Origin of the sequence: Polynucleobacter necessarius (genome assembly GCF_900096755.1) — a bacterium.
GTDB lineage: Bacteria > Pseudomonadota > Gammaproteobacteria > Burkholderiales > Burkholderiaceae > Polynucleobacter > Polynucleobacter necessarius_K.
In genome coordinates, this window is record NZ_LT615227.1 from 1,672,790 (window position 1) to 1,693,482 (window position 20,693).

Annotated in this window: 25 protein-coding genes and 1 tRNA gene; 11 read left to right on the forward strand and 15 right to left on the reverse strand. The window is 45.6% G+C overall.

All coding sequences use genetic code 11. From position 1 onward, the window contains the following. Positions 1-11: 11 nt before the first annotated feature. The 6 genes from DXE27_RS08695 to DXE27_RS08715 form a co-directional block, all read right to left on the reverse strand. On the reverse strand, positions 12-1,658 hold the full coding sequence (locus DXE27_RS08695) for an NADH-ubiquinone oxidoreductase-F iron-sulfur binding region domain-containing protein (RefSeq protein ID WP_172457136.1): 1,647 nt from the start codon (positions 1,656-1,658) through the stop codon (positions 12-14). Positions 1,659-1,806: 148 nt separating this feature from the next. Next, on the reverse strand, positions 1,807-2,046 hold the full coding sequence (locus tag DXE27_RS08700; RefSeq protein WP_128113645.1) for a hypothetical protein: 240 nt from the start codon (positions 2,044-2,046) through the stop codon (positions 1,807-1,809). Positions 2,047-2,056: 10 nt separating this feature from the next. Next, complete coding sequence (locus DXE27_RS08705) at positions 2,057-4,516, reverse strand: DUF748 domain-containing protein (RefSeq protein WP_128113646.1); 2,460 nt, start codon at positions 4,514-4,516, stop codon at positions 2,057-2,059. A 52-nt stretch (positions 4,517-4,568) separates the two neighbouring features. Then, the gene (locus tag DXE27_RS10315) at positions 4,569-4,709 is read right to left on the reverse strand and encodes a YciI family protein (RefSeq protein WP_331852080.1); all 141 of its coding nucleotides are present in this window, start codon (positions 4,707-4,709) and stop codon (positions 4,569-4,571) included. Positions 4,710-4,743: 34 nt separating this feature from the next. Then, positions 4,744-4,875, reverse strand: coding sequence for a YciI family protein (locus DXE27_RS10320; RefSeq protein ID WP_331852069.1), 132 nt, complete (start codon positions 4,873-4,875; stop codon positions 4,744-4,746). A 141-nt stretch (positions 4,876-5,016) separates the two neighbouring features. Next, positions 5,017-5,565 (reverse strand): phasin family protein, encoded by a 549-nt coding sequence (locus DXE27_RS08715; protein WP_128113647.1) that lies wholly within the window; start codon positions 5,563-5,565, stop codon positions 5,017-5,019. A gap of 143 nt (positions 5,566-5,708) precedes the next feature. Between DXE27_RS08715 and DXE27_RS09365 the strand changes: the two genes are divergently transcribed. From DXE27_RS09365 to DXE27_RS08745, 10 genes are all read left to right on the forward strand, one after another. After that, positions 5,709-6,065: an Arm DNA-binding domain-containing protein gene (locus DXE27_RS09365; RefSeq protein ID WP_197712381.1), complete on the forward strand. Its 357-nt coding sequence runs from the start codon at positions 5,709-5,711 to the stop codon at positions 6,063-6,065. 30 nt (positions 6,066-6,095) lie between these two features. Then, entirely contained in the window at positions 6,096-6,926 is an 831-nt protein-coding gene (locus DXE27_RS08720; protein WP_197712382.1) for a tyrosine-type recombinase/integrase, read from the forward strand. A gap of 9 nt (positions 6,927-6,935) precedes the next feature. Further along, positions 6,936-7,241 carry a hypothetical protein gene (locus DXE27_RS08725; protein WP_128113648.1) on the forward strand — a complete coding sequence of 102 codons (306 nt, stop codon included), beginning with the start codon at positions 6,936-6,938 and terminating at the stop codon, positions 7,239-7,241. A 70-nt stretch (positions 7,242-7,311) separates the two neighbouring features. Next, positions 7,312-7,671: a hypothetical protein gene (locus DXE27_RS08730; protein WP_128113649.1), complete on the forward strand. Its 360-nt coding sequence runs from the start codon at positions 7,312-7,314 to the stop codon at positions 7,669-7,671. A 516-nt stretch (positions 7,672-8,187) separates the two neighbouring features. After that, entirely contained in the window at positions 8,188-8,586 is a 399-nt protein-coding gene (locus tag DXE27_RS08735) for a hypothetical protein (protein WP_172457137.1), read from the forward strand. Continuing rightward, complete coding sequence (locus tag DXE27_RS09370) at positions 8,586-8,933, forward strand: hypothetical protein (RefSeq protein WP_197712383.1); 348 nt, start codon at positions 8,586-8,588, stop codon at positions 8,931-8,933. The genes DXE27_RS08735 and DXE27_RS09370 overlap by 1 nt, the downstream gene beginning before the upstream one ends. A 5-nt stretch (positions 8,934-8,938) precedes the next feature. Further along, positions 8,939-9,187, forward strand: a complete 249-nt coding sequence (locus DXE27_RS09375; protein ID WP_197712384.1) for a hypothetical protein — start codon at positions 8,939-8,941, stop codon at positions 9,185-9,187. Between the two features lie 97 nt (positions 9,188-9,284). Continuing rightward, positions 9,285-9,938 (forward strand): DNA polymerase, encoded by a 654-nt coding sequence (locus DXE27_RS09380; RefSeq protein ID WP_331852070.1) that lies wholly within the window; start codon positions 9,285-9,287, stop codon positions 9,936-9,938. Positions 9,939-9,988: 50 nt separating this feature from the next. Next, entirely contained in the window at positions 9,989-10,330 is a 342-nt protein-coding gene (locus DXE27_RS09385; protein WP_197712386.1) for a DNA polymerase family A protein, read from the forward strand. A gap of 159 nt (positions 10,331-10,489) precedes the next feature. Then, entirely contained in the window at positions 10,490-10,792 is a 303-nt protein-coding gene (locus DXE27_RS08745) for a hypothetical protein (RefSeq protein WP_128113651.1), read from the forward strand. A gap of 877 nt (positions 10,793-11,669) precedes the next feature. Here the strand turns inward: DXE27_RS08745 and DXE27_RS10165 are convergent. From DXE27_RS10165 to acs, 9 genes are all read right to left on the reverse strand, one after another. After that, positions 11,670-11,942, reverse strand: a complete 273-nt coding sequence (locus tag DXE27_RS10165; RefSeq protein WP_269459820.1) for a substrate-binding domain-containing protein — start codon at positions 11,940-11,942, stop codon at positions 11,670-11,672. Continuing rightward, the gene (locus DXE27_RS10485) at positions 11,831-12,202 is read right to left on the reverse strand and encodes a substrate-binding domain-containing protein (RefSeq protein WP_197712388.1); all 372 of its coding nucleotides are present in this window, start codon (positions 12,200-12,202) and stop codon (positions 11,831-11,833) included. Before DXE27_RS10485 ends, DXE27_RS10165 begins: the two co-directional genes overlap by 112 nt. A gap of 1,293 nt (positions 12,203-13,495) precedes the next feature. Then, the gene (locus tag DXE27_RS08755; RefSeq protein ID WP_128113652.1) at positions 13,496-14,122 is read right to left on the reverse strand and encodes a hypothetical protein; all 627 of its coding nucleotides are present in this window, start codon (positions 14,120-14,122) and stop codon (positions 13,496-13,498) included. Further along, entirely contained in the window at positions 14,122-14,889 is a 768-nt protein-coding gene (locus DXE27_RS08760) for a TonB-dependent receptor (protein ID WP_128113653.1), read from the reverse strand. The genes DXE27_RS08755 and DXE27_RS08760 overlap by 1 nt, the downstream gene beginning before the upstream one ends. Positions 14,890-15,029: 140 nt before the next feature. Beyond that, positions 15,030-15,182 carry a hypothetical protein gene (locus DXE27_RS08985; protein WP_172457138.1) on the reverse strand — a complete coding sequence of 51 codons (153 nt, stop codon included), beginning with the start codon at positions 15,180-15,182 and terminating at the stop codon, positions 15,030-15,032. A gap of 98 nt (positions 15,183-15,280) precedes the next feature. Further along, a complete protein-coding gene (locus tag DXE27_RS08765) occupies positions 15,281-16,027 on the reverse strand; it encodes a TonB-dependent receptor (protein WP_231969760.1) in 747 nt (248 codons plus the stop codon). A gap of 240 nt (positions 16,028-16,267) precedes the next feature. Continuing rightward, entirely contained in the window at positions 16,268-16,642 is a 375-nt protein-coding gene (locus tag DXE27_RS08770; protein ID WP_128113655.1) for a DUF2946 domain-containing protein, read from the reverse strand. Between the two features lie 197 nt (positions 16,643-16,839). Further along, positions 16,840-16,930, reverse strand: a tRNA-Ser gene (locus DXE27_RS08775). A 60-nt stretch (positions 16,931-16,990) separates the two neighbouring features. Next, positions 16,991-18,964, reverse strand: coding sequence for an acetate--CoA ligase (gene acs / locus DXE27_RS08780; protein ID WP_128113656.1), 1,974 nt, complete (start codon positions 18,962-18,964; stop codon positions 16,991-16,993). 187 nt (positions 18,965-19,151) lie between these two features. On the opposite strand from acs, the gene DXE27_RS08785 reads away from it, so the two are divergent. Beyond that, positions 19,152-20,675, forward strand: coding sequence for a fumarate hydratase (locus tag DXE27_RS08785; protein WP_128113657.1), 1,524 nt, complete (start codon positions 19,152-19,154; stop codon positions 20,673-20,675). The last annotated feature ends 18 nt before the right edge of the window (positions 20,676-20,693 follow it).

Sequence of the window (20,693 nt, forward strand, 5' to 3'; positions counted from 1 at the left end):
ATATAGGCCTCTTATGCCACTTCCTGCGGGAAATATTTATGAATACAACGAATTGGGTTTGGTGCTGCTTGACCAAGACCACAGATAGAAGCATCTACCATCACGGTAGCTAAATCCTCCAAAGTCTCTTGATCCCAAGATTTGGCTTGCATTAATTGCGCGGCTTTACCGGTTCCAACACGACATGGTGTGCACTGGCCACAACTCTCATGCTCAAAGAAGTGCATGACGTTTAATGCCATATCGCGCGCTTTATCTTTGTCACTAAACACCATCACGGCAGCAGATCCAATAAAGCAACCATAGGGCTGCAAGGTATCGAAGTCGAGAGGAATGCTATTCATAGTGGCTGGCAAGATACCGCCTGATGCGCCACCAGGTAGATAGCCGTAGAACTTGTGACCATCTTGCATGCCGCCACAATATTCATCAATCAATTCTTGTATGGTGATGCCAGCCGGAGCCAATTTCACGCCAGGCTGTTTCACACGTCCGCTGACGCTAAAGCTACGCAGTCCTTTACGATCATGGCGACCGAACGAACTAAACCACTCTGGTCCACGCTGCACAATATCGCGCACCCAATAAAGGGTCTCAAAGTTGTACTCTAAAGTTGGGCGACCAATTTTGGCCAGTTCTTTTTCTAGCAACTCACGGCAACCGTGATATTCATCACGCAAGTAGATGTAGCAAGCATCAATACCTACTACATTGGCTGCAATTAACAAACCTTCTAAGAAGCGATGTGGATCGCGCTCAAGATAAGTACGGTCTTTAAATGTGCCTGGCTCACCTTCGTCAATATTGACAGCCATGAGCTTAGGAGCCGCTTGATCTTTCACAATACGCCATTTACGACCCGCCGGAAATCCTGCGCCACCTAAACCACGCAAGCCAGAATTTTCCATGGCTTTGATAATGCTCTCAGCATCTTTCTTACCTTCATGAATTTCTTTTGCCAAGGCATAACCACCCTGTGCACGATAGGATTCATAACCAACATAGTCAGGAGAAAGCGCTTGATTCCCACCCTGTGGTGAAACACCCTTCTCTGCCAATACCGCTGGTTCAAAGCTGGCATTGTCTTTTGCCATAGGCTGAGTGGTCAGCTTGTTCTTAACGGCTGCTTGCACCTTATCAGTGGTAGCAAAGAGCACTGGGTACTGATGTACCACGGCCACAGGCGCTTGTTCACAACGGCCTACGCATGGGGCAGCAATCACTTTGACATTCGGATTACCGAGAATGGCTGGTAACTTCGCGAGTAAGTTTTGTGCACCGGCTAATTCACATGCGATGCCATCACATACACGCACAGTGATATCAGCTACAGGATCATTACCGCGCACCACTTCAAAGTGGTGATAGAAAGTAGCAACTTCATACATTTCTGCCATTGGCAGATTCATTTCTTTTGCTAATGCAACTAAATGACGATCATGCAATGCACGATATTCATCATTGAGCTTATGTAAATTTTCAATTAACAAACCACGACGATGCGGTGCATCACCAATTAATTGACGCACCTCTGCAAGAGAAGCGTCATCTACTTGACGACCTTTTAACTTGCTCTTGCGTCGAATGGTTTCCCTCAAATCATCTGCGGTGGCAACAGCCACTGCCTTGATTTCTCCAGAAGGCTTTGGGTGATTCATAGTCTTTAGTCTCTAATTGTTCTTTTTCTAATACTTTTTCAAGGCGAGTCAACGACTTACCTCATCGCCGTAAGGCGATTTCAATACTGATTTTGGTGTATTTCCCCCCTCAAGTCCTTGACGGCGCTCAAGGGAATAAAACCAGGGTTTACCCTAGTTTAGAGGAGTGATGGGGACGGCTTGTCGCCAGGCCAGGAGGTAAGGAGTAGTCGAGCTTACGTTCGTACACTCGCGCCTTGTAGCAGTCGTTGTAGCCAGGACTGCCGATTTGCCATCCGATTGAGGTGCAAGCGTCTTGCGCTGCAGACTCAATAGAGCCACAGCCAGAAAGGGTTAGCGTAGCAAGAGCCGTTGCAGCTAAGAGGAGGCGTAATTTTGTTGAATTCATAGGCTCAAGTCTACTTGATTCTGACCTCAACATCGAGAGGAATCCCCTCTTTTCCAGCCTCTGCCGTCTTCACATCACCAACTTGAATACGCTCTTTGAGAGCGGGATTTGCCTTCAACATCAGCTCATAAGCTAACTTAGCGCGATTGGTCGCCAATTCTTTTAACTCGGCATCGCTTATAACTATCCCAGCGATTAATTCGTTATGCAATTGCTCGTTACGAGCCTCGCCTTCTGGAAGCGTTAACAAGCGCTGCCCTAACTTGATGCGGCCGATATATTGAGCGTATGCCGTTTTTAATCCAGACTGAATGCGTGGATCAGTCAAGCTTGGTACTGGCACAGGCTCTCCCAGTGATAACTTAAACCCAGCATCTTTCAGAATGGCAGTGTCTGCTTTTGCTCTCGCAAGCGCTTGCTTGTCTTGCACAGGATCATAAGTGCCAAAAATTTCTAAACTGGAATTCGTACGCTTAGATAAGTACTCACCAAACTTTTCAAGACGCTCTTGGTCAACTGGCAAATAGACTACCGCGCCTGGAACTGCATTTACGCCCTCTTCACCGCCCATGCCCAATACAGCTACTAAGGCCCTAAACGGTGCAGCAGCCACATTGGTAAGCACATTACTAATGGCCTGCCATACCAATCCGCTGGCGCTAAATTCTGGGGAGTCGACATTGCCTGCAATGCGAATCGTGACATCGATCGTGTCATCCGAATCCTCTAATAATGCAATCGCTAATCCCAGTGGTAATTTTTTACCCTGGAAGTCTACGACCTCATCACCTAACTGCACCCGCTTAATGATGATTTGATTGCTACCGTTTAATTGGCCATCTTTTGCGCGGTAGTTCAAGTTCAGATTGAGATTGCCGCCAGTGATTTGATGGCCCGCATAAGTCATCACAGCAGGATTAAAGGTAGTAAGCGGTAAATTCCGAAAGCTCATCAAGATATCGTGATTACGACGTGGGTCATCGAAAGAGGCTTGACCTTTTGCGCGCATACTTCCGGAGCCCGCCACTACACCATCCATCGCAATAGAAGTAAAGCGTCCAGGTACGTTGCTGGCACCCAAGAATGTGGCATTGAACTTTTTAATGTCGACTTTAAAGTTTGGTCGCATCGCCAAATCCGTGAAGTAGACCTCGCCATTTTTGAGGTTGACCGTATGAATGTCCAAATTAAATGTATCTTTGCTTACTTGCGTAGCGGGAACCTTTGCAGGCTCTGCCTGAGGGCTTTCTGAATTCACCTCAGCCGTTTTTGTTACCTGTGGTTTTGAGAATAAGCGGCGGAAATTCGATAAACCCTGATCATTAATTTCAAAACGCAAATTCGGATGATCCAAGATCACTTCATCAATTGCGAGTGCAGTCGACTTAATGCCGGAATTTTTACTGCTCTTATATTCAAGCTGACGAATATCCGCGTTATCCCAAGTAATCAGAGGTGTTTTTTCACCCTTCTCGATGACAGATAAATTAGTTAACTGCGCATCACCAGAAATTACCTCGGCTTCTCCGCCCAACTTGACTGCAAGATCTGCATTCAACACTCCGCTGTTACCAACTAATTCTTTATTCGCTGGCAACAAGGCAATCAATGGCGCTGTGGAGATATTGACAATCTTGACCTTACCCTCTAGGGCTTTCGATGCAGTGTTCAAATCCCAGTGAGAGCGAATATCGCCACCATCTAACTGGAGGTCCAGCTGAAGCCCCAGACGATTGGGGCTTGGATTATCTAGCCCGCCACCAATTACCACCTTATTAAAGGCGATCGTCTTGTTCATGCCAGGGATGAGTAATTGCAAGGAGCCCAGATTGAAGTCATACTGCCCTCGTACACCGGAAACCACGCCATTTTGGTCATAGTTTGCTACATCGAGCAACTTGATAGAAAACGGTTTGAGATCCTCCTTTAACTTTGAAGAATCATCTATCAAACTCAGAGATCCCGCCTTTACCAAAAACTCATCTACCGAAATCTTGATGGGCTTTTTCTCTGTCTGAGGATCTTTTGGCGGAAGGTTTTTTTCTACCGCATGAATAAACTCTTGCCAATTCCATTGGGCTGCTTGCTTGCTCTGCTGTCTTGTTGCCGCGCGCTTCTCAACCAAGATCTTTGGCTCATCTAGCAAGATCTCATCAAAGCCCACTTCGCCCACTAGTAACTTGGTCCACTTTAGGGTGATCGCTAGCTTCTTAAACTCCAACAGCTTTGCGCTGCCGCCTTTAGCAATATGAAAACCATCGAGCTCTATATGTAAGCGCAATGGGGAGAGGCTTAAGCCTTGATAAGCAATGTCATAACCTAGCTTGTCGCCATACTCAGCAACCGATTTCTTAATCAGCCCAGGGACAAATGCGTGGCTACCCGCCCAAAAAAGAGCCAGCATAACCATTACCGCGCCCACTAATCGCAGGCCCCATTTTTTTACTCGAGTGTTATTCAGAGAAATCATCTACCGCCATTAAGGAATCAAAGAGCTTGTTTTATAAGCCGTCGGCTTAGGGTTAGGGAGCCGGTGGAAATCCCACCTTTTGCGCCCACATATTATTAAAGACATGAATCACTGGCTTCTCATACACGCCAGCTTTTGTGAAAGGCTCATCCTTCAACCAAGCATCTAGGTCTGCCCTACTGGGAAAATCCATTGCCAGAAGGCTACCGACGGTTGTCTTGCCGTCCTCAGAAGTCAACGGGTCCAGCAAATGCCATACGATCTGCCAACTTCGCCAAATAGGCGCGATGCTCAGGGCGCACCTGAACGCGCGGGTCTGCGGTGCCCGGCTTATCCATTAACAAAATTGCAAAAATCATTGTTGTCTCCTAATGTCATTGTGAAGTTGCTACCCTCAACTGCCCGTTCTTATGAGGCACGATTTAGATATTAAGGTAAAACCAGTTTCCCAAAAGAAAAAACCGCCCGTAGGCGGTTTTCAATAAAGCGGTTAAAACGAATTAAGCAGCTTTACGTGTCTTAGCAGCTGGCTTAGCAACAGCGTATTGACCTTGAATGTTTGCCATTGCAGCGTCAACACTCTTCTCAAAGTTAGCAAATGCGTCAGTTGCAGTTGCACGAACTTGGTCGAACTGTTGGAGTGAAGATTCGAATGCAGTTTTGAATGCAGATACAAATGCCTCAGAACCAGCAGGAGCTGTTTTAGTAGCTTCTTTAACGAACTTAACTAAGTCGTCACGTGCGTCGTCGATTGAAGCATCGATAACTTGAGCAACTTCTTTATTGCCATTGCGAACAACTTTGTTCACTTTAGCTTGGTAAGCAGCAGCGTACTTAGCAGCTTCTTGAGCAACTTCAGGCTGAGCCAATTTAGTTAATTGCTGTGGATCCTTGATTGCCAACAATTGTGTGCTTGCATCTTGTGCAGCAGCTTGGTTGATTTCTGCCAACTCTTGCGCGCTTTCAACAGCAACTTGTGCCAAGTGTTTTGCGTTTTCAACTGCTTGAGCTTGAGCGATCTGGTCGTTTAATTGTGCTTGAACCCACATGAAAAAAGTTCGTGTGTCATAAGTGGTGAATTCCCAAGACTTATCCCTTATCCATATCCGTAGATTTGAATCCAGGGTAGTCCAACTCGTTATAAGAGCGAAGTTTGGTAACTACCTTTGGTAACCAACTTATGGAGAATTCAATGGCCACTAACTTAACATTCAAGTATGTAGAGAATTTAAAAGTCCAGGGTAGATACACTGACGCCTTAGTAAAAGGGCTTCATATATGGGTTAAGCCAAATTTAAAGAAATACTGGATCTTCAGATTTGCTAACAATGGCAAGCAGCACAATATCAGCCTGGGAGCCTACCCGAAGGTTTCAATATCGGAAGCACGAATAAAGGCTCAAAGCGCTCGAGATGAATTTGACCGAGGATCCAACCCCCTAACCCAACGCAAAACGGCAAAAGCAGCAGCTTTTGCAATTCAAGCGCGAGGCTGCAAAACCTTTCGAGAATTCTCTCTAGAGTGCCTTGATAAAAAGAAATTGGAGTAGTCACAAACCCTAAACACGCCAAGCAATGGCTTGTATACGCTTGAAGAATTCGCATTCCCGGTTATTGGAGACTTGCCAGTAGATCAAGTAAATATGGAGCACATTTTGTCCATCCTTTCGCCAATCTGGGCCAGCAGGACGGAAACTGCCTCGCGATTAAGGGGGCGACTGGAGTGGATATTGGCAGTAGCCACCACTTTGCGCCTAAGGGAAGGCTCAAATCCGGCTACCTGGCGAGGCCATTTGCAGACCATCCTCCCAGCGCCTAAAAAGATAACCAAGACCAAGCATTTCAAAGCGCTCTCTTACAGAAAGATCCCAGCCCTACTCCTGCAACTTCAAGATCTCTGTACTGTGGGCTCTCTAGCCTTGGAGTTTACAATTTTGAATGCGTCGCGCTCCGGGGAGGTCTTTGGTGGCCTGCGGTCGGAGGTTGATGGTGAAATTTGGACAATCCCAGGTAAACGCATGAAGGCCAAAAAAGAGCATAGAGTCCCGCTATGCTCAAGATCCCTTGAGATATTAAAGATTGCGTCTGCCATGGATCCTGACAGCAAATATCTATTCTCACGCAAGGGCAAACCTCTCTCTGGTATGGCAATGACGATGATTATGAGACGCTTAAAACTAGATGCTACGGTCCATGGTTTTCGCTCCACCTTTCGTGACTGGGCAGCTGAAGAAACAAGCCACGCGTCCGAGGTTATCGAAATGGCCTTAGCTCATGCGATCCGCAATAAGGTAGAGGCCGCATACCGCCGTAAAGATTTACTTGAAAAAAGACGTGCCCTACTCTTAGACTGGGAGACATATTGCACAAGCACAGCGGCAAATAACGTCGTTGAACTTAAAGTCGCCTAGGAGAGCATCATGAAAAGCATACGTATTCCAGCAAATTTGGAGGCCGCAAAGCGTGCTAATAAAATTATTCAGTCAAAAATTGATCAGTTAGATGCCGAAAGCGCCACACGAAAAAAGCCCTCACTACGCCAAGAATTACAAAAAGAACGTCTGCAGGGGCTTTTGGTCGCATCAATGCTCAACCAATCTGAGATGGATAAATTTGGAAATCTTCTGAGGCCGGAGGAATTTGACGGTAAAGCATCAGATCTTGCAAAGCACTTTAACAACCTAAGCAAAGAAGAATTAGTAGAGCGCCTCGCCCACTCACTCTGAATTAGAGTTAGAAATTGAGCGCGGCTACGCTGGAGTATCCAATCGAGCGCTAGATCAGTTTGAGCACATCTTGGATGGCGATGAGTACAGAAAAAATAAGGCTAACGACAACCGCCAGGAAGAACGAAATAAGAACTTCACTGCAGATAATGAGTATCTCGCAAAGACGCTAAATAATTTAAAGAAAAGAAAATACCCGAATCCGCTTATCTGGGATGATTTTGAAATTTTTCAACGTGATGTGCATCTCGGTAAGCCAGAGCCGGACTATAAACAAGAAGTGCGAGTTGTAGGCGAGGCCAAAGATCTCGCAGATGAAGAGCTTGAGATCCACAAGGAAATTACAAGAGAAGATAATCTGGGCTGGTCAAAATCTAGACTTAGAGAGTTTTTCACTGAGAAAACTGGACTCACACCAAATCCCAAATAATTATTTTGCGTCATAAGTGGTGAATGGATTAGTACCACCCTAAAGAACAAACTCCAATTAAGCCCAGCCAGACATGGTTGGATTTAATTGGAGTTAACTTTAGGAGCGCTCAAATGGGCAATTTTATACAGCTGTTACGCATGGCTGAAGTGTCAAAAAAAACCACATTGGCTAAAAATAGCAACTGGCGAATTCATACCCCCTACACGTATCGGTGGCATCTGCGTGTGGAGAGAGTCTGATGTAGATGATTGGATTGAAAGCCAATTTACCAAATCTCATAAGGAGGCGGTATGAGCGGGCAAACCATGAAGCAACAAGAAGCTATTAATCCGCCTAGTGAATCTGAAGCAACAATTACAAAAAACACTTCTTCACTTCTTAAGTAGTCTTAGGTTGCCTGACACCTACAGCGCTACAGGCGGGATTACACAGCCGCTTAAGCCTACATACGGAAAATTGAATAAGCACAGGCTTTGCAGGGTCCATCCTGATGTCGAATATAAATTCCGATGCTTGCTAGTTGATGATAAAGAAAATGGTGAAACGTATTTAGCCGCCCCTAATATGGCTGGTCACCTAGGCAGTCTTGCAACTGCAAAGACAATAAGACTAGCTGTTGATAATTCAGGCATTCCGAAGTTAATTGGCGAGCCTGATATTGATCTATCAGGAAGAAGAAATCTTTGGCAATCCTCATATAAAGATGCAATCGATCAAGCCGAAAATAATTGGGTGCGGGTTGAGGCAAACATGAAGGCTGGTCAGTATGAAATTACCAAATCAAGCAACGATCTTGGCGACCCCAAATGGCCAAACCAGTCAATGGAGGAATTGATCAATGATGCATTTTCTGGCCGCATTATTGACTCACCCGACCATCCATATATTCGTCAAATTCAAGGGAGAATTTAATGATTCTCCAAAACTTTTTACCGAGTGATTGCATCACACTTGACTTTGAATTCCGCCCCCTCGGGGGCCAGGAAGGCAATCCGCCAGAGGTAATTTGTATGGTGGCCCATGAAATCGGGACGGGAAAATACCACCGCATCTTCCAAGAGGAACTTTATCAACTAAGGACGCCACCTTTTCTGGTTGATAAAACGGTGGTTATTGTTGCCTATTTTGCTAGCGCTGAAATGTCGTGCTTCGCGGCCTTAGGGTGGCCTATGCCTGAGAATGTTTTGGATCTCTACACGCTGAATTTCGAAATAGGACAAACGGATTTTCATATTTACCAGGTGGTCGCTCACTGCTAGGTGCTATGAAGTTTTTTGGGATAGATTCAATTGCACCAGAGCATAAAGAAGATATGCGCGCCCTCGCGCTTAGAGGTGCGCCATACAACCATTTTGAACGGTCATCATTATTGGACTATTGTCAGTCTGACGTGGATGCCCTGTTACCTCTTTTAAAGGCAATGTTGCCGGAAATTGACCAGCCACGTGCACTACTTAGAGGGCGGTACAACATTACCGTAGCCACAATGGAAACCCACTGGCACACCTATTGACACTGAGACTTATGCCGATCTGTGCCATTTCTAGGACAAAATTAAATGTGACCTTATTTTAGAGGTTGATGCAAATTATGGCGTCTACCAGGATGGCGTGTTTAAAAGTGACTTGTTTGAGAAGTATCTTGAGCTAGCAAATATTCCATGGCCCAGGACCGCAACAGGGAAACTTAAACTTGACGAAGACACCTTTAAGGATATGTCTAGGGCGCACCCTAGCCTGCTGCCATTACGTAATTTGCGAGACTGTTTGGCAAAGTTGAGATTGAATGATTTATATGTGGGTAGTGACGGGCGGAACCGTTGCATGTTGTCACAATTTTCATCGATCACTGGGCGTAACCAACCATCAACAACTAAGTTTGTTTTTGGCTTATCAAAATGGCTAAGAGGTTTGATCCAACCAAGTCCAGGCATGGCTATTGCATATATTGATTGGTCGCAACAGGAATTTGGTATTGCAGCCGCCTTGTCGCAAGACAAAAATATGCTTGCAGCTTACTTATCCGGAGATCCATATCTTGCTTTCGCCAAACAAGCTGGAGCGGTTCCACAAAATGCAACTAAACACAGCCACCCAAACGAACGCAACCAATACAAACAATGCGTCCTAGCAACCCAATATGGCATGGGAGCAGAGTCTTTAGCAGGCAGGCTAGGAACCTCCAGAATTACGGGCAAAACAGCTCTTAGATATGCACAAAAGGGTCTACAGGACGTTCTGGGACTGGTCAGACAATCTTTATAACGCGACAGTTGCATTTAACCAAGCAACTACTTTGTTTGGTTGGCAACTAAATGTTCAACCAAATCTTAACCCTCGCAGCCAACGCAGCAGAAATGCTAAGACTCGCATGCGTATTGATGCATGAAAAAGGTATCAATATTTGCGCACCCGTGCATGATGCATTGTTAATCGAGGCGCCTGAAGACCAAATTGATGAGGCAGTTTTGGTAGCCCAGGGCTGCATGGAAGACGCAAGTGCCATTTTGCTTGGTGGATTCAAACTAGCCAGTGATGCAAAGATAATCCGAAGCCCTGACAGGTTTCACGAAGACTCCGGCCAGATTTTCTGGGACCGCGTCATGAATATCCTTGACCGCATCAAAAGCAATGAAAACCTTAACGCAAGGTGTTAGAACTTTTAACACCTGTCCAATCTTATATATATCTATTCAGAAAGAATAACTATGGCCACATACATACATACATACATACATACATACATACATACATACATACAAACCAAATCATTTTCACTCAGAGATATTGATCTTGATAAAGAATTAGGCATTTGTATGCCCAATAAACCAAACCCATTACCTAAAAGGCAGCCCGGGTTATTCATCAAGGGACCAATTCCATTGGATTGGCTAAAGAAGGTGAATAATCTTGGTGGATCTACAGAACTGGTTGCCGTCATGCTTTGGTTTTATGCCGGTATTGCTTGCTCCAAAACAATCAAGCTAGATTCAAAAATTGATGATGTGACTGGTCTTACCCGTCAAACACGCCAAGGTATTTTGAAAAGACTAGAGTGGCACGGGCTAATCAAGCTATTTCCACAACGTGGTGGATACCCGAGAGTCACCATACTATGAGTCTTTGCATGGGTCTCAAGGAAATTGATTTTAATTGCCTTAAAGACCCCTCAAATATAGTGCAGAGGGGTGTCAAATGCCGTTACCCAGCGTAAGCATGCATGGCGCCAAATTGTGCGGATGCAGATCAGGATGCAGATCAAAAAGAACTCGGCTTCCCTGCAACAACCCCGCTGCGTTTGGGACTAAAGCATGTAGGATGCATGGAGCTCACAAAAGTAGAAATGTTATACGAGGTGCGGACCATCCTCGGTATAAGAATGGCGAAAGAACAAAGCGGTCAGAAGAAAACCATAGAAAGTCATCAATCATATTGCTGACATTGCGAGATATAGGTGACCACATAAATCTATTTAATGGCGAATATATAAGGGGTCGGGAACCCGCTGGTTATGTGAAATACGATATGAATGATCCGGAACAGCTCGCCCTCGCAATCCTTGCAACCCTTCGCGACCATGAAGGTGACAAGTAGATACCAGTTAAATTGACATTATTTGCAAAAAGATCCAATCGTTTGAGCAAATTAATGTGTAAGGGTGACCTGGATGGGGCCCATTCTAAAAATGGGGGGTGCCGGGTGGGTGNGGGTCGATTTATAGAAAAAACATCAGGGGTGCCCCACTTGAACATTTAAGATGTCCAGTAAAGCTGAGTGTGCGCCAACAAAAACTAGCTGCAGCTTGGTAACAATCTTTGGTAACCTTACATTCACTAGGCGCAAACCGATATAGACATTAGACCGACGGCGGAACATTCCTCCGCAATGACCGCTAACGACCCAATGCAGATGCCCAAAGAAAAACCACCCGAGGGTGGTTTTCGAATTAGTAGTGGCCTGCGGCCAATTCGGCTAGGGCCATGAATGCTAGACTTTTTACTTTGGAACTGCGTATCCGTACTTGACCAAAATCTCTTTAGCTTTAGGCGTCTGCATGAATTGATATAAATCGGTAGCTTCTTGGGGTGCGCCTTTAATCACAACCATTCTTTGCTTAATTGGCTCATATAGCTTGTCGTTCACCACAAGATAGTTTGTCAGTTTGGCAAGCTCTGGTGATTGCGCCAAAGACAGCGCAGTAAAGCCAACATCTGCGGCACCAGTAGAGGCATACATCGTAGCAACGCCAATGTTATCGCCAAATACCATTTAGCCAAATCCCATAAGCCTTCTGCCTTCATATACTCAACTGCGGCTTTGCCATAAGGGGCTAACTCAGGCTTAGCAATGGCTCTGGCTAATTCTGCTTTGTCATTTACCAGCTTAATACCACTAGAGTTTTTGGTAATCATCGCAATTTTGCCAATGGCATAGACCATGCCCTGATCTACAGTTTTGCCATTCTTATAGAGCTCCAGTGGGAACCGCTCATCGGCCGATATGAATAAGTTAAATGGGGCGCCATTCATGATTTGGGCGGTAAAGTTACCTGATGAGACGTATACAACTCTTAGAACAGTTTATAGGTTGGCATATGTATTTACCTACATATGACCCAGAGCCGAGTTTGTAGTTTTTAAACGGCATACCTACAACTTCTCGCCTACTGACTGCTGCTGACCGAATCACAACCAAACAACCGAACTAGGCTTAGGAGATACGACTGACTTATACCCGTCATTAGTGTAAAAGGTTAGTACTGATATAAAGAACGGTGTTTATTGGCCGGGAAGTTTATCCGGTTGCCAACTGTAGCCACGCGCTTTCATACATGCTGAATAAAGCTCTTGATTTGTTTGGACTCCAGAGTAGCCGTTATACCCACCCCGCCCAGGACCCCAACCGTTGCTCCAACCATAACCACCTTGAGCATATCCATAAGGTTGCTGCGACTCCTGAAGACAGGCATAGTTGTCTTGATTAAATTGGAGAGGCGCCGTATCACTCTTGACCCATACGCCTGACTGGGTTGCGCAGGCAAAAAGGGTTAATGAAAGCAGCGATAAACAGCATCTATATAAGCGCATTGACATAAATTTAGACCCGATTTGATTGTAACCAGTATTTTTAGCCTTTAAATCTACTGGGGTACCGCTTGTGAAACTGCTGGTGCAAGCGCACTCATTGCGATTGCTAGGGCAGCAATCCAGTGAATGAGGCGGTTTTTATGGAAATTCATGATATGAGGACTTTATCGACTATTTCCACTTCTTGCTTAAGCGGACGCTGTAAGACATGTATGTATCCTGAAGCCATTGCCAAAAAGGCTTGAGAATTCAAGTGATTAGTTCACAGACTAGCGATGTTTTAGCTTTGCAACTACAGGGCAATATGTGGGCTGGATCTATCAATTGGTAAATGGGCTTTCTTATCCATTCAATATCCCCCTTGAGAAGCTCTTTACTCGGCAACCGCCGCACTCCCCCTCCTTGCAATCGGCCTCTGGCAAGTGGGCCCAAAGAGTATTTAGCAATACCCCCTCTTCAATTAAAAGATTTTCACCATTAATTGATAGTGATAGTTGCCGTTCAACTGCCTGGATCATCCTTTTATGGCTTACTACATTTCCAAACAAGATTGTTAGCCCATATGCAAATAAGCCAATTACTACAACAACAGTAGCCAAGCTGAATAGAATCAAATACATCATTTTCTGTTAACCATTCCGCTTAACAGTTTTAATCCACATCCATAAACCAGTCAGAACTAGAAGCGCAAGAATCCAGCCTAGAATATTGCTCCAGACCATTTCACCAATACCTTTACCAAAAAAAATAAGCCCCAGAATGCAACTCGCGCATCCATTGGTGCAGAGCAATCTTAGGATTCTCCAATTCAGGAAGCGCTCGATTTGCTTTCATCACGGGCATGTATGGCTCCCAACGCATTCCATCGGAAGTTGCCATAGGCTTACCATCAGCCATCTCACCCCTACCGCCAGCAATAGCCAAGACCCGACCATCAGGTAATAAGGCAAGTTGCCTTACCCTACCACGCACTAATGGCTTCCATTCACCATCTGGAGTAATTGCCCATACCGCCATTTTGGTTGCCACCAAGGGGAATGGCTTGTTTGGCAAAGCCGCAAGAAACATAATCTCCTGCCCCGAGAAATGTGCAATCTCCTCTGCAACGCCATCACTGACTTTATGCAATCCCTGAGCATTTCCAACCCAGACAACATCTTTGCCAGTTTCTAGATAAGCCATTACTGGCAGGTGCTCGGGAACTTTTTCCGCGCTTGACCAGCTTAAGGGGACCTTAATATTAGTAACGCTTCGCATGGATATGAAAACACCACTAAGCGCCATCAACAAAAAGGGCAAGGCAAGAATAGTGCCAACCCAAAAATGGATGCGGCGTAATGCCCAAGGTTTTTTACTTTTCATTATTGAAATTTCGCTATAAGTTCTACACCAAATACACGACCCCAGTCCTGAATACCGGTGGTTGTTTGATATTTGTTGTTGGATAAATTTTTACCATATAAGGTAGTGGTAAGTGCAACTGAATCCACCAGCATGCCATAACTTATACCAGCATCAAAATTGGTGTAATTTCCAATTTTGACAGTTGGAACTGTTGAGGTAGCAGTAATTCCATAGTATTGAGCAACATACTTAACACTACCGGTTAAAGTGAACTTATCAATGCCATGAGCAAATGTAAAATCGCCAATATTTCTTGGGGTAACCAGACTTGTATATGCTCCACTAAGCATAGTGAAATTTGTCCAACTTGCTCGATAGTTACTTCTTTCAGCAAAGACACCTTGGGTCGAATACTCAATACCGCTTCGATTGGTATTACTTTGGTTGTAACAAGCGGCATAAATTCCGGTTGTTTGACCTATCACAGCGGACTCAGCCAATGAACAATTCGTTACTGGTACGCCTGATAGCCTATTGTATCCACCCAAGATTTTTTCATTTGTAACCTGCCTAGAGAAATAGTTGACCGCTGGATTTAATAGGGGCGATACTTTTTGCTCGACACCAAATTCAATTTTGGTTTGTTGATCATTTCCCAGCGTCACTCCAGGCATCGGCGTCACATTTTGAGGGGATTGGTTTGCGCCACCGTATCTTGCATTTACTTTCGTCTCAGGCATTACTCGATATTGAGCACCTAGAGTGTAGAACTTTGCAGGATTCAAAGTTCTATTTGAATACTGCAGCGATGCGTTTCTTTGGCCCGCTTGACCGCCAAAGTATGAGTCAAGGCCATGCTGTACCTTTACTTGATCTTGTCGATAACTGACGTCAAAATTTAAATCCTTATCTAAAAAGGATTTTTCTAGCTGTGTAGCTGTGTAAATAAACCCGTGGTGCTTTCCTCACGTTGGACGCCTTCGTAATAATTCATGCCCGTTGGATTATTCCAATGAAGATAATCCGCACCCAAAGTTACGCGATAAGTATCTTGTGCGAATACATGCTTTAGGTTCATGAAGTTATTTTCGTTGTTATTGCTATATGATGCCGCTGGAGCGGTTAATGTCTTTGGTGTGTTAAGGTTTTGATAACTCGTATTTCTTGAGATGCTTGCTAAGGTTGTATTGCTCTCATCCCAGGATTTTTTGTTGCATTAAGGATAAATAAATCATTATCTGAAGGGTTTGCATTCCAATTGCCCGGCGCTGTTGTTGAGGAAAAACTCTTGTTATAGTTTTGTATTTGCGAAGTGCCGCGGGCTACATACCCCATCACATCAATATTAAGTCCGTAAGCTTGCATACCTCCTTTAATAAGCCCTCCACCGGTTTGACTTCCAGCGTTATATGTCAGAGAGTTATAAACCGTTTCATTTGGTCCATCGGTGCTATTTTTAAAGGCCAATCCGGCAACGTAAGCTTTCATATCTTGATCGCTCATTGTTTTTCCGGCCCAAACGTCGGCTTGATAGGAGTTGTAAGTCCCTGCCGAGCCTCTAAGTTGAACTTCGTCTTTTCTGGGCTTTTTCGTTTCAACAACTACAAATCCGTCTACTGGCGCACCGCTTGCAGTTGCAGAACCCACCATCGGCCCCAGTGTTAATGAGCTTGAACCGCGGACAATTTTGATTTCTTGTATCGAAAATACTGGGAGTGCCGCCAAGATTCTTGAGGCCGTATCGGGCTGCAAATAGGCGCCATCAATAATCCAGCGGAAATTTGAATCTCCTCGAATCAACAAACCACCAAACCCACCTTTTCTACTACCAAGGGTACTCACAACGCCTGACGCCGTATTCATCACTTCGAAAATACTTGTAGCATGCAGCTCTTCAATTTGCTCCCTTGTAATCACCTCCACATGGGATTCGCTACTTGGCGCAGTAGTTCTAAAGGGATTTTTCGGGCTATTAGAGTCCAAATTGTCATTCCATCCCGATACAATTACTGGCGGTATTGATGGCTCTGCGGAATAAACGCTAGGCATAAGCGATAACACCCCCATTGCAACTACTATTTTTTTAATCTCATTTTTAACTCAACACAAATTCGCGGCAATATCGCCGCAACTACATAGCTATACGCTATGCCCTAAAAAGATTTAGGCTTTTGTAGGAGGTGCTGCTGAAGGGGGCGTTACCCAAACAGCGAGAGGCTTGGGTGATTGATAGAAAAGCTGCGGCAGCAAAGCAAGTGTTTGCGGCGCTTGGAATGTGAGGTTGGTATTGAATGCTGGCGTAATGGCTGTGTGAGCAATGCAATACGGGCATGGCTGCGCTTCTGCGAGATCTGCTTGATCTTCACCTTGAGTATTGATCTGTAACTTGGTGCCATCAGCTGCACAAATTTCCATGGCAAATCCTTGACCATGATGCTTCGCTAGCGATACCGCCTGAGAAACTGCTGGCGCAAGCGCACTCATTGCGATTGCTAGAGCAGCAATCCAGTGAATGAGGCGGTTTTTGCGGAAATTCATAACTTTCGAGATTCTAATCCAAAAAACCTCTTACACCTTGGAAGCGCTCCCAATCATCTGAGCCCTGTTAAAGACTGCTATTGGCCGAAAGCAGACCATCGGCGCCAAAAGAAAAGCCACCCCGAAGGATGGCTTTGGTAACGCTTTTGGTAACAAGGGCGTTGTATCTCTACAAACCCTTGTAATACCTATTGACATGGCGGAAGGGGCGGGATTCGAACCCGCGGTAGGCTATTAACTTACGCACGCTTTCCAGGCGTGTGACTTAAACCGCTCATCCACCCTTCCGTATAGTCGTTGATTATACGATTGCCGAAAGGGTTTGCCTCTAAAAGCCTATTTAGCTAGTTATAGAGACTCTTTGAGCTGGTCCAAGATGTGTGGGTTTTCCAAAGTTGAAGTGTCTTGAGTAACCTCTTCGCCTTTAGCGATCACACGCAATAAGCGGCGCATGATTTTGCCGGAACGGGTTTTAGGCAAGTTATCGCCAAAACGAACGTCTTTTGGTTTAGCGATTGGGCCAATTTCTTTACCAACCCAGTTACGCAGTTCAGTAGCAACCTTCTTCGCTTCTTCGCCAGTTGGACGGCCGCCTTTGAGAACCACGAATACGCAAATTGCCTCACCGGTTAACTCATCTGGACGACCAACTACTGCCGCCTCAGCAACCAATGGGTTAGCAACTAAGCAAGATTCGATTTCCATTGTTCCCATACGGTGACCGGAAACGTTCAACACGTCATCGATACGACCAGTAATGGTGAAGTAGCCAGTATCTTTGTTACGGATTGCGCCGTCACCTGCAAGATACAAAGTACCGCCCAACTCTTCTGGGAAATAAGACTTCACGAAACGATCAGCATCATTCCAGATCGTACGAATCATTGAAGGCCATGGGCGCTTAACAACCAAGATGCCGCCCTGGCCGTTTGGAACATCTACACCAGCTTCGTCAACAATCGCTGCCTGAATACCTGGCAATGGCAATGTGCATGAACCTGGAATCATTGGTGTTGCGCCTGGCAATGGGGAGATCATGTGACCGCCAGTTTCGGTTTGCCAGAAAGTATCTGCGATTGGGCAACGTGAGCCGCCAACGTTTTCGTAGTACCACATCCATGCTTCAGGATTGATTGGCTCGCCTACAGAACCCAAGAGACGCAATGAAGATAAGTCATAGCTCTTTGGATGTACTGCTTCGTCATTGCTTGATGCTTTGATCAATGAACGAATCGCTGTTGGTGCTGTATAGAAAATAGATGCCTTGTGTTTTTGGATCATCCCCCAGAAACGGCCAGCATTTGGATAAGTTGGAACGCCTTCAAACACAATCTCAGTAGCGCCTACTGCGAGTGGGCCATAAGTAATGTATGAGTGACCTGTTACCCAACCGATGTCAGCTGTACACCAGAACACATCGTTAGGCTTAATGTCAAAAGTCCACTTCATTGTGAGAATTGCCCACAAGAGGTAGCCGCCAGTTGAATGCTGTACGCCCTTTGGCTTACCAGTCGAACCAGATGTGTAAAGAATAAACAATGGGTGCTCTGCACTTACCCACTCTGGCTCACAAGTAGTTGCTTCATTAGCAACGATTTCTTGCATCCAAACATCGCGACCAGCCTGCATCGCAACGTCTGTGCCGGTGCGCTTGCTTACGATCACATGCTTGACCTTAGGGCACTCTCCAGTAGAATGCGCTTCATCGCAAATAGCCTTCAATGGCAGAGCTTTACCGCCACGGAACTGGCCATCAGCAGTAATCACTGCAACCGCGCCAACGTCCATAATGCGATCACGCAATGCTTGTGCAGAGAAGCCGCCAAACACAACAGAGTGAATTGCACCGATACGAGCACACGCTTGCATCGCAACAATGCCCTCAATAGTCATTGCCATGTAAATGATGACGCTGTCACCAGACTTAACACCCATCTTGCGAAGTGCATTTGCCATTTTGCAAACGCGCTCGAGCATTTCTTTGTAAGTGACTTTAGTAACCGTGCCGTCATCTGCTTCAAAAATGATGACAGTCTTGTCGCCAAGGCCTGCTTCAACTTGACGATCTAAACAGTTATAAGAAGCATTTGTTGTGCCATCTTCAAACCATTTGTAAAAAGGCGCTTTGGACTCATCCAACACCTTGGTGAATGGCTTTTTCCAATAGATATTTTCTTTAGCGAGACGATCCCAAAAGCCGTCATAATCTTTCTCAGCTTCAGCGCAAAGCTTGTTATAAGCCTCCATGCCTGGAATAGCCGCGCCCTTAACAAAATCCTCTGGTGGGTGAAATACGCGGTTTTCTTGTTTTAATGGTTCCATGCTTCTAGGCCCTCTATCTAATAATCAATAAACTAATTAAATCTACAAATGCGCGAAAATATCGCAAAATGAAGGGTGTACACCCTCAAGACCTTAGAAGATAAGTGAAAACACCCGGGATTTGCTCTATGGCAAACCCTTAAAATAGGGCAAACCTTACTAATAATGTGGAAATAAGCCAAAAACCATGACAAATATCAAACAAAACGACCTCATTCAAAGCGTTGCGGATGCATTCCAGTTCATTTCCTACTACCACCCAAAGGACTTCATTACCGCCATGGGCAAGGCTTATGAGCTCGAACAAGGTGAAGCTGCCAAGGATGCGATCGCTCAAATTCTGACCAATAGCCGCATGTGCGCCGAAGGTCACCGCCCAATGTGTCAGGACACTGGTATTGCAGTGGTTTTCCTCAAAGTCGGTATGAACGTTCAGTGGTCTGATGCCACGATGAGCGTTACCGAGATGGTGAATGAGGGTGTGCGTCGCGCTTACCTCAACCCAGACAATATGCTGCGCGCTTCAGTATTGTCTGATCCTGCAGGCAAACGCAAAAACACAGGCGATAACACCCCTGCTGTCGTCCATTATGAAATCGTTCCTGGTGATGATGTTGAAGTCATTTGCGCTGCCAAAGGCGGCGGTTCAGAGAACAAGGCCAAGATGGTCATGCTCAACCCTTCCGACTCTATTGTGGATTGGGTTCTGAAAACTGTTCCAACCATGGGCGCTGGCTGGTGCCCTCCCGGCATCCTTGGCATTGGTATTGGCGGCACACCAGAAAAAGCCATGCTGATGGCTAAAGAATCTTTAATGGGTCCGGTCGACATTCAAGAGCTGATCGCTCGTGGCGCGAAGACTCGTGCTGAAGAGTTGCGCTTAGAGCTCTATGAGAAAGTAAACAAGCTGGGCATTGGTGCACAAGGCCTCGGTGGTTTAGCTACTGTTCTCGATATCAAGATCATGGAATACCCAACACATGCTGCTTCATTGCCAGTGGCGATGATTCCGAACTGTGCTGCCACCCGTCACGTGCACTTCCACTTACACGGCGATGGTCCTGCAAAATTAGAGAAGCCTTCCCTCTCTGATTGGCCAGATGCCACATGGACACCAGATACCAAGAAATCCAAACGCGTTAATTTAGATACCCTGACAGCAGCAGAAGTAGCCAGCTGGAAACCAGGTGAAACCTTATTGTTGAACGGCAAGATTTTGACTGGCCGTGATGCGGCACATAAGCGTATTCAAGACATGCTCGCCAAAGGCGAAGAATTGCCAGTGAGCTTTAAAGATCGTGTGATCTATTACGTTGGTCCAGTAGATCCAGCTCGTGAAGAAGCGGTTGGTCCTGCGGGCCCCACTACTGCAACACGCATGGATAAGTTCACCGAGATGATGCTTGCGAAGACCGGCTTGATCTCCATGATCGGCAAAGCAGAACGTGGTCCAGTTGCGATTGAAGCAATCAAGAAACATAAGTCTGCCTATTTGATGGCTGTTGGTGGCGCCGCTTACTTAGTGTCTAAGGCAATCCAGACCTCTAAAGTAGTTGGCTTTGCTGATTTAGGCATGGAAGCGATTTATGAATTCGATGTCAAAGACATGCCGGTAACAGTTGCCGTGAACTCAGAAGGTATCTCGATGCATGAGACTGGTCCTAAAGAGTGGCAAGCCAAAATTGCTGGTATTCCAGTAAAGATTGCTTAAGAACTTACTGGCCCGACA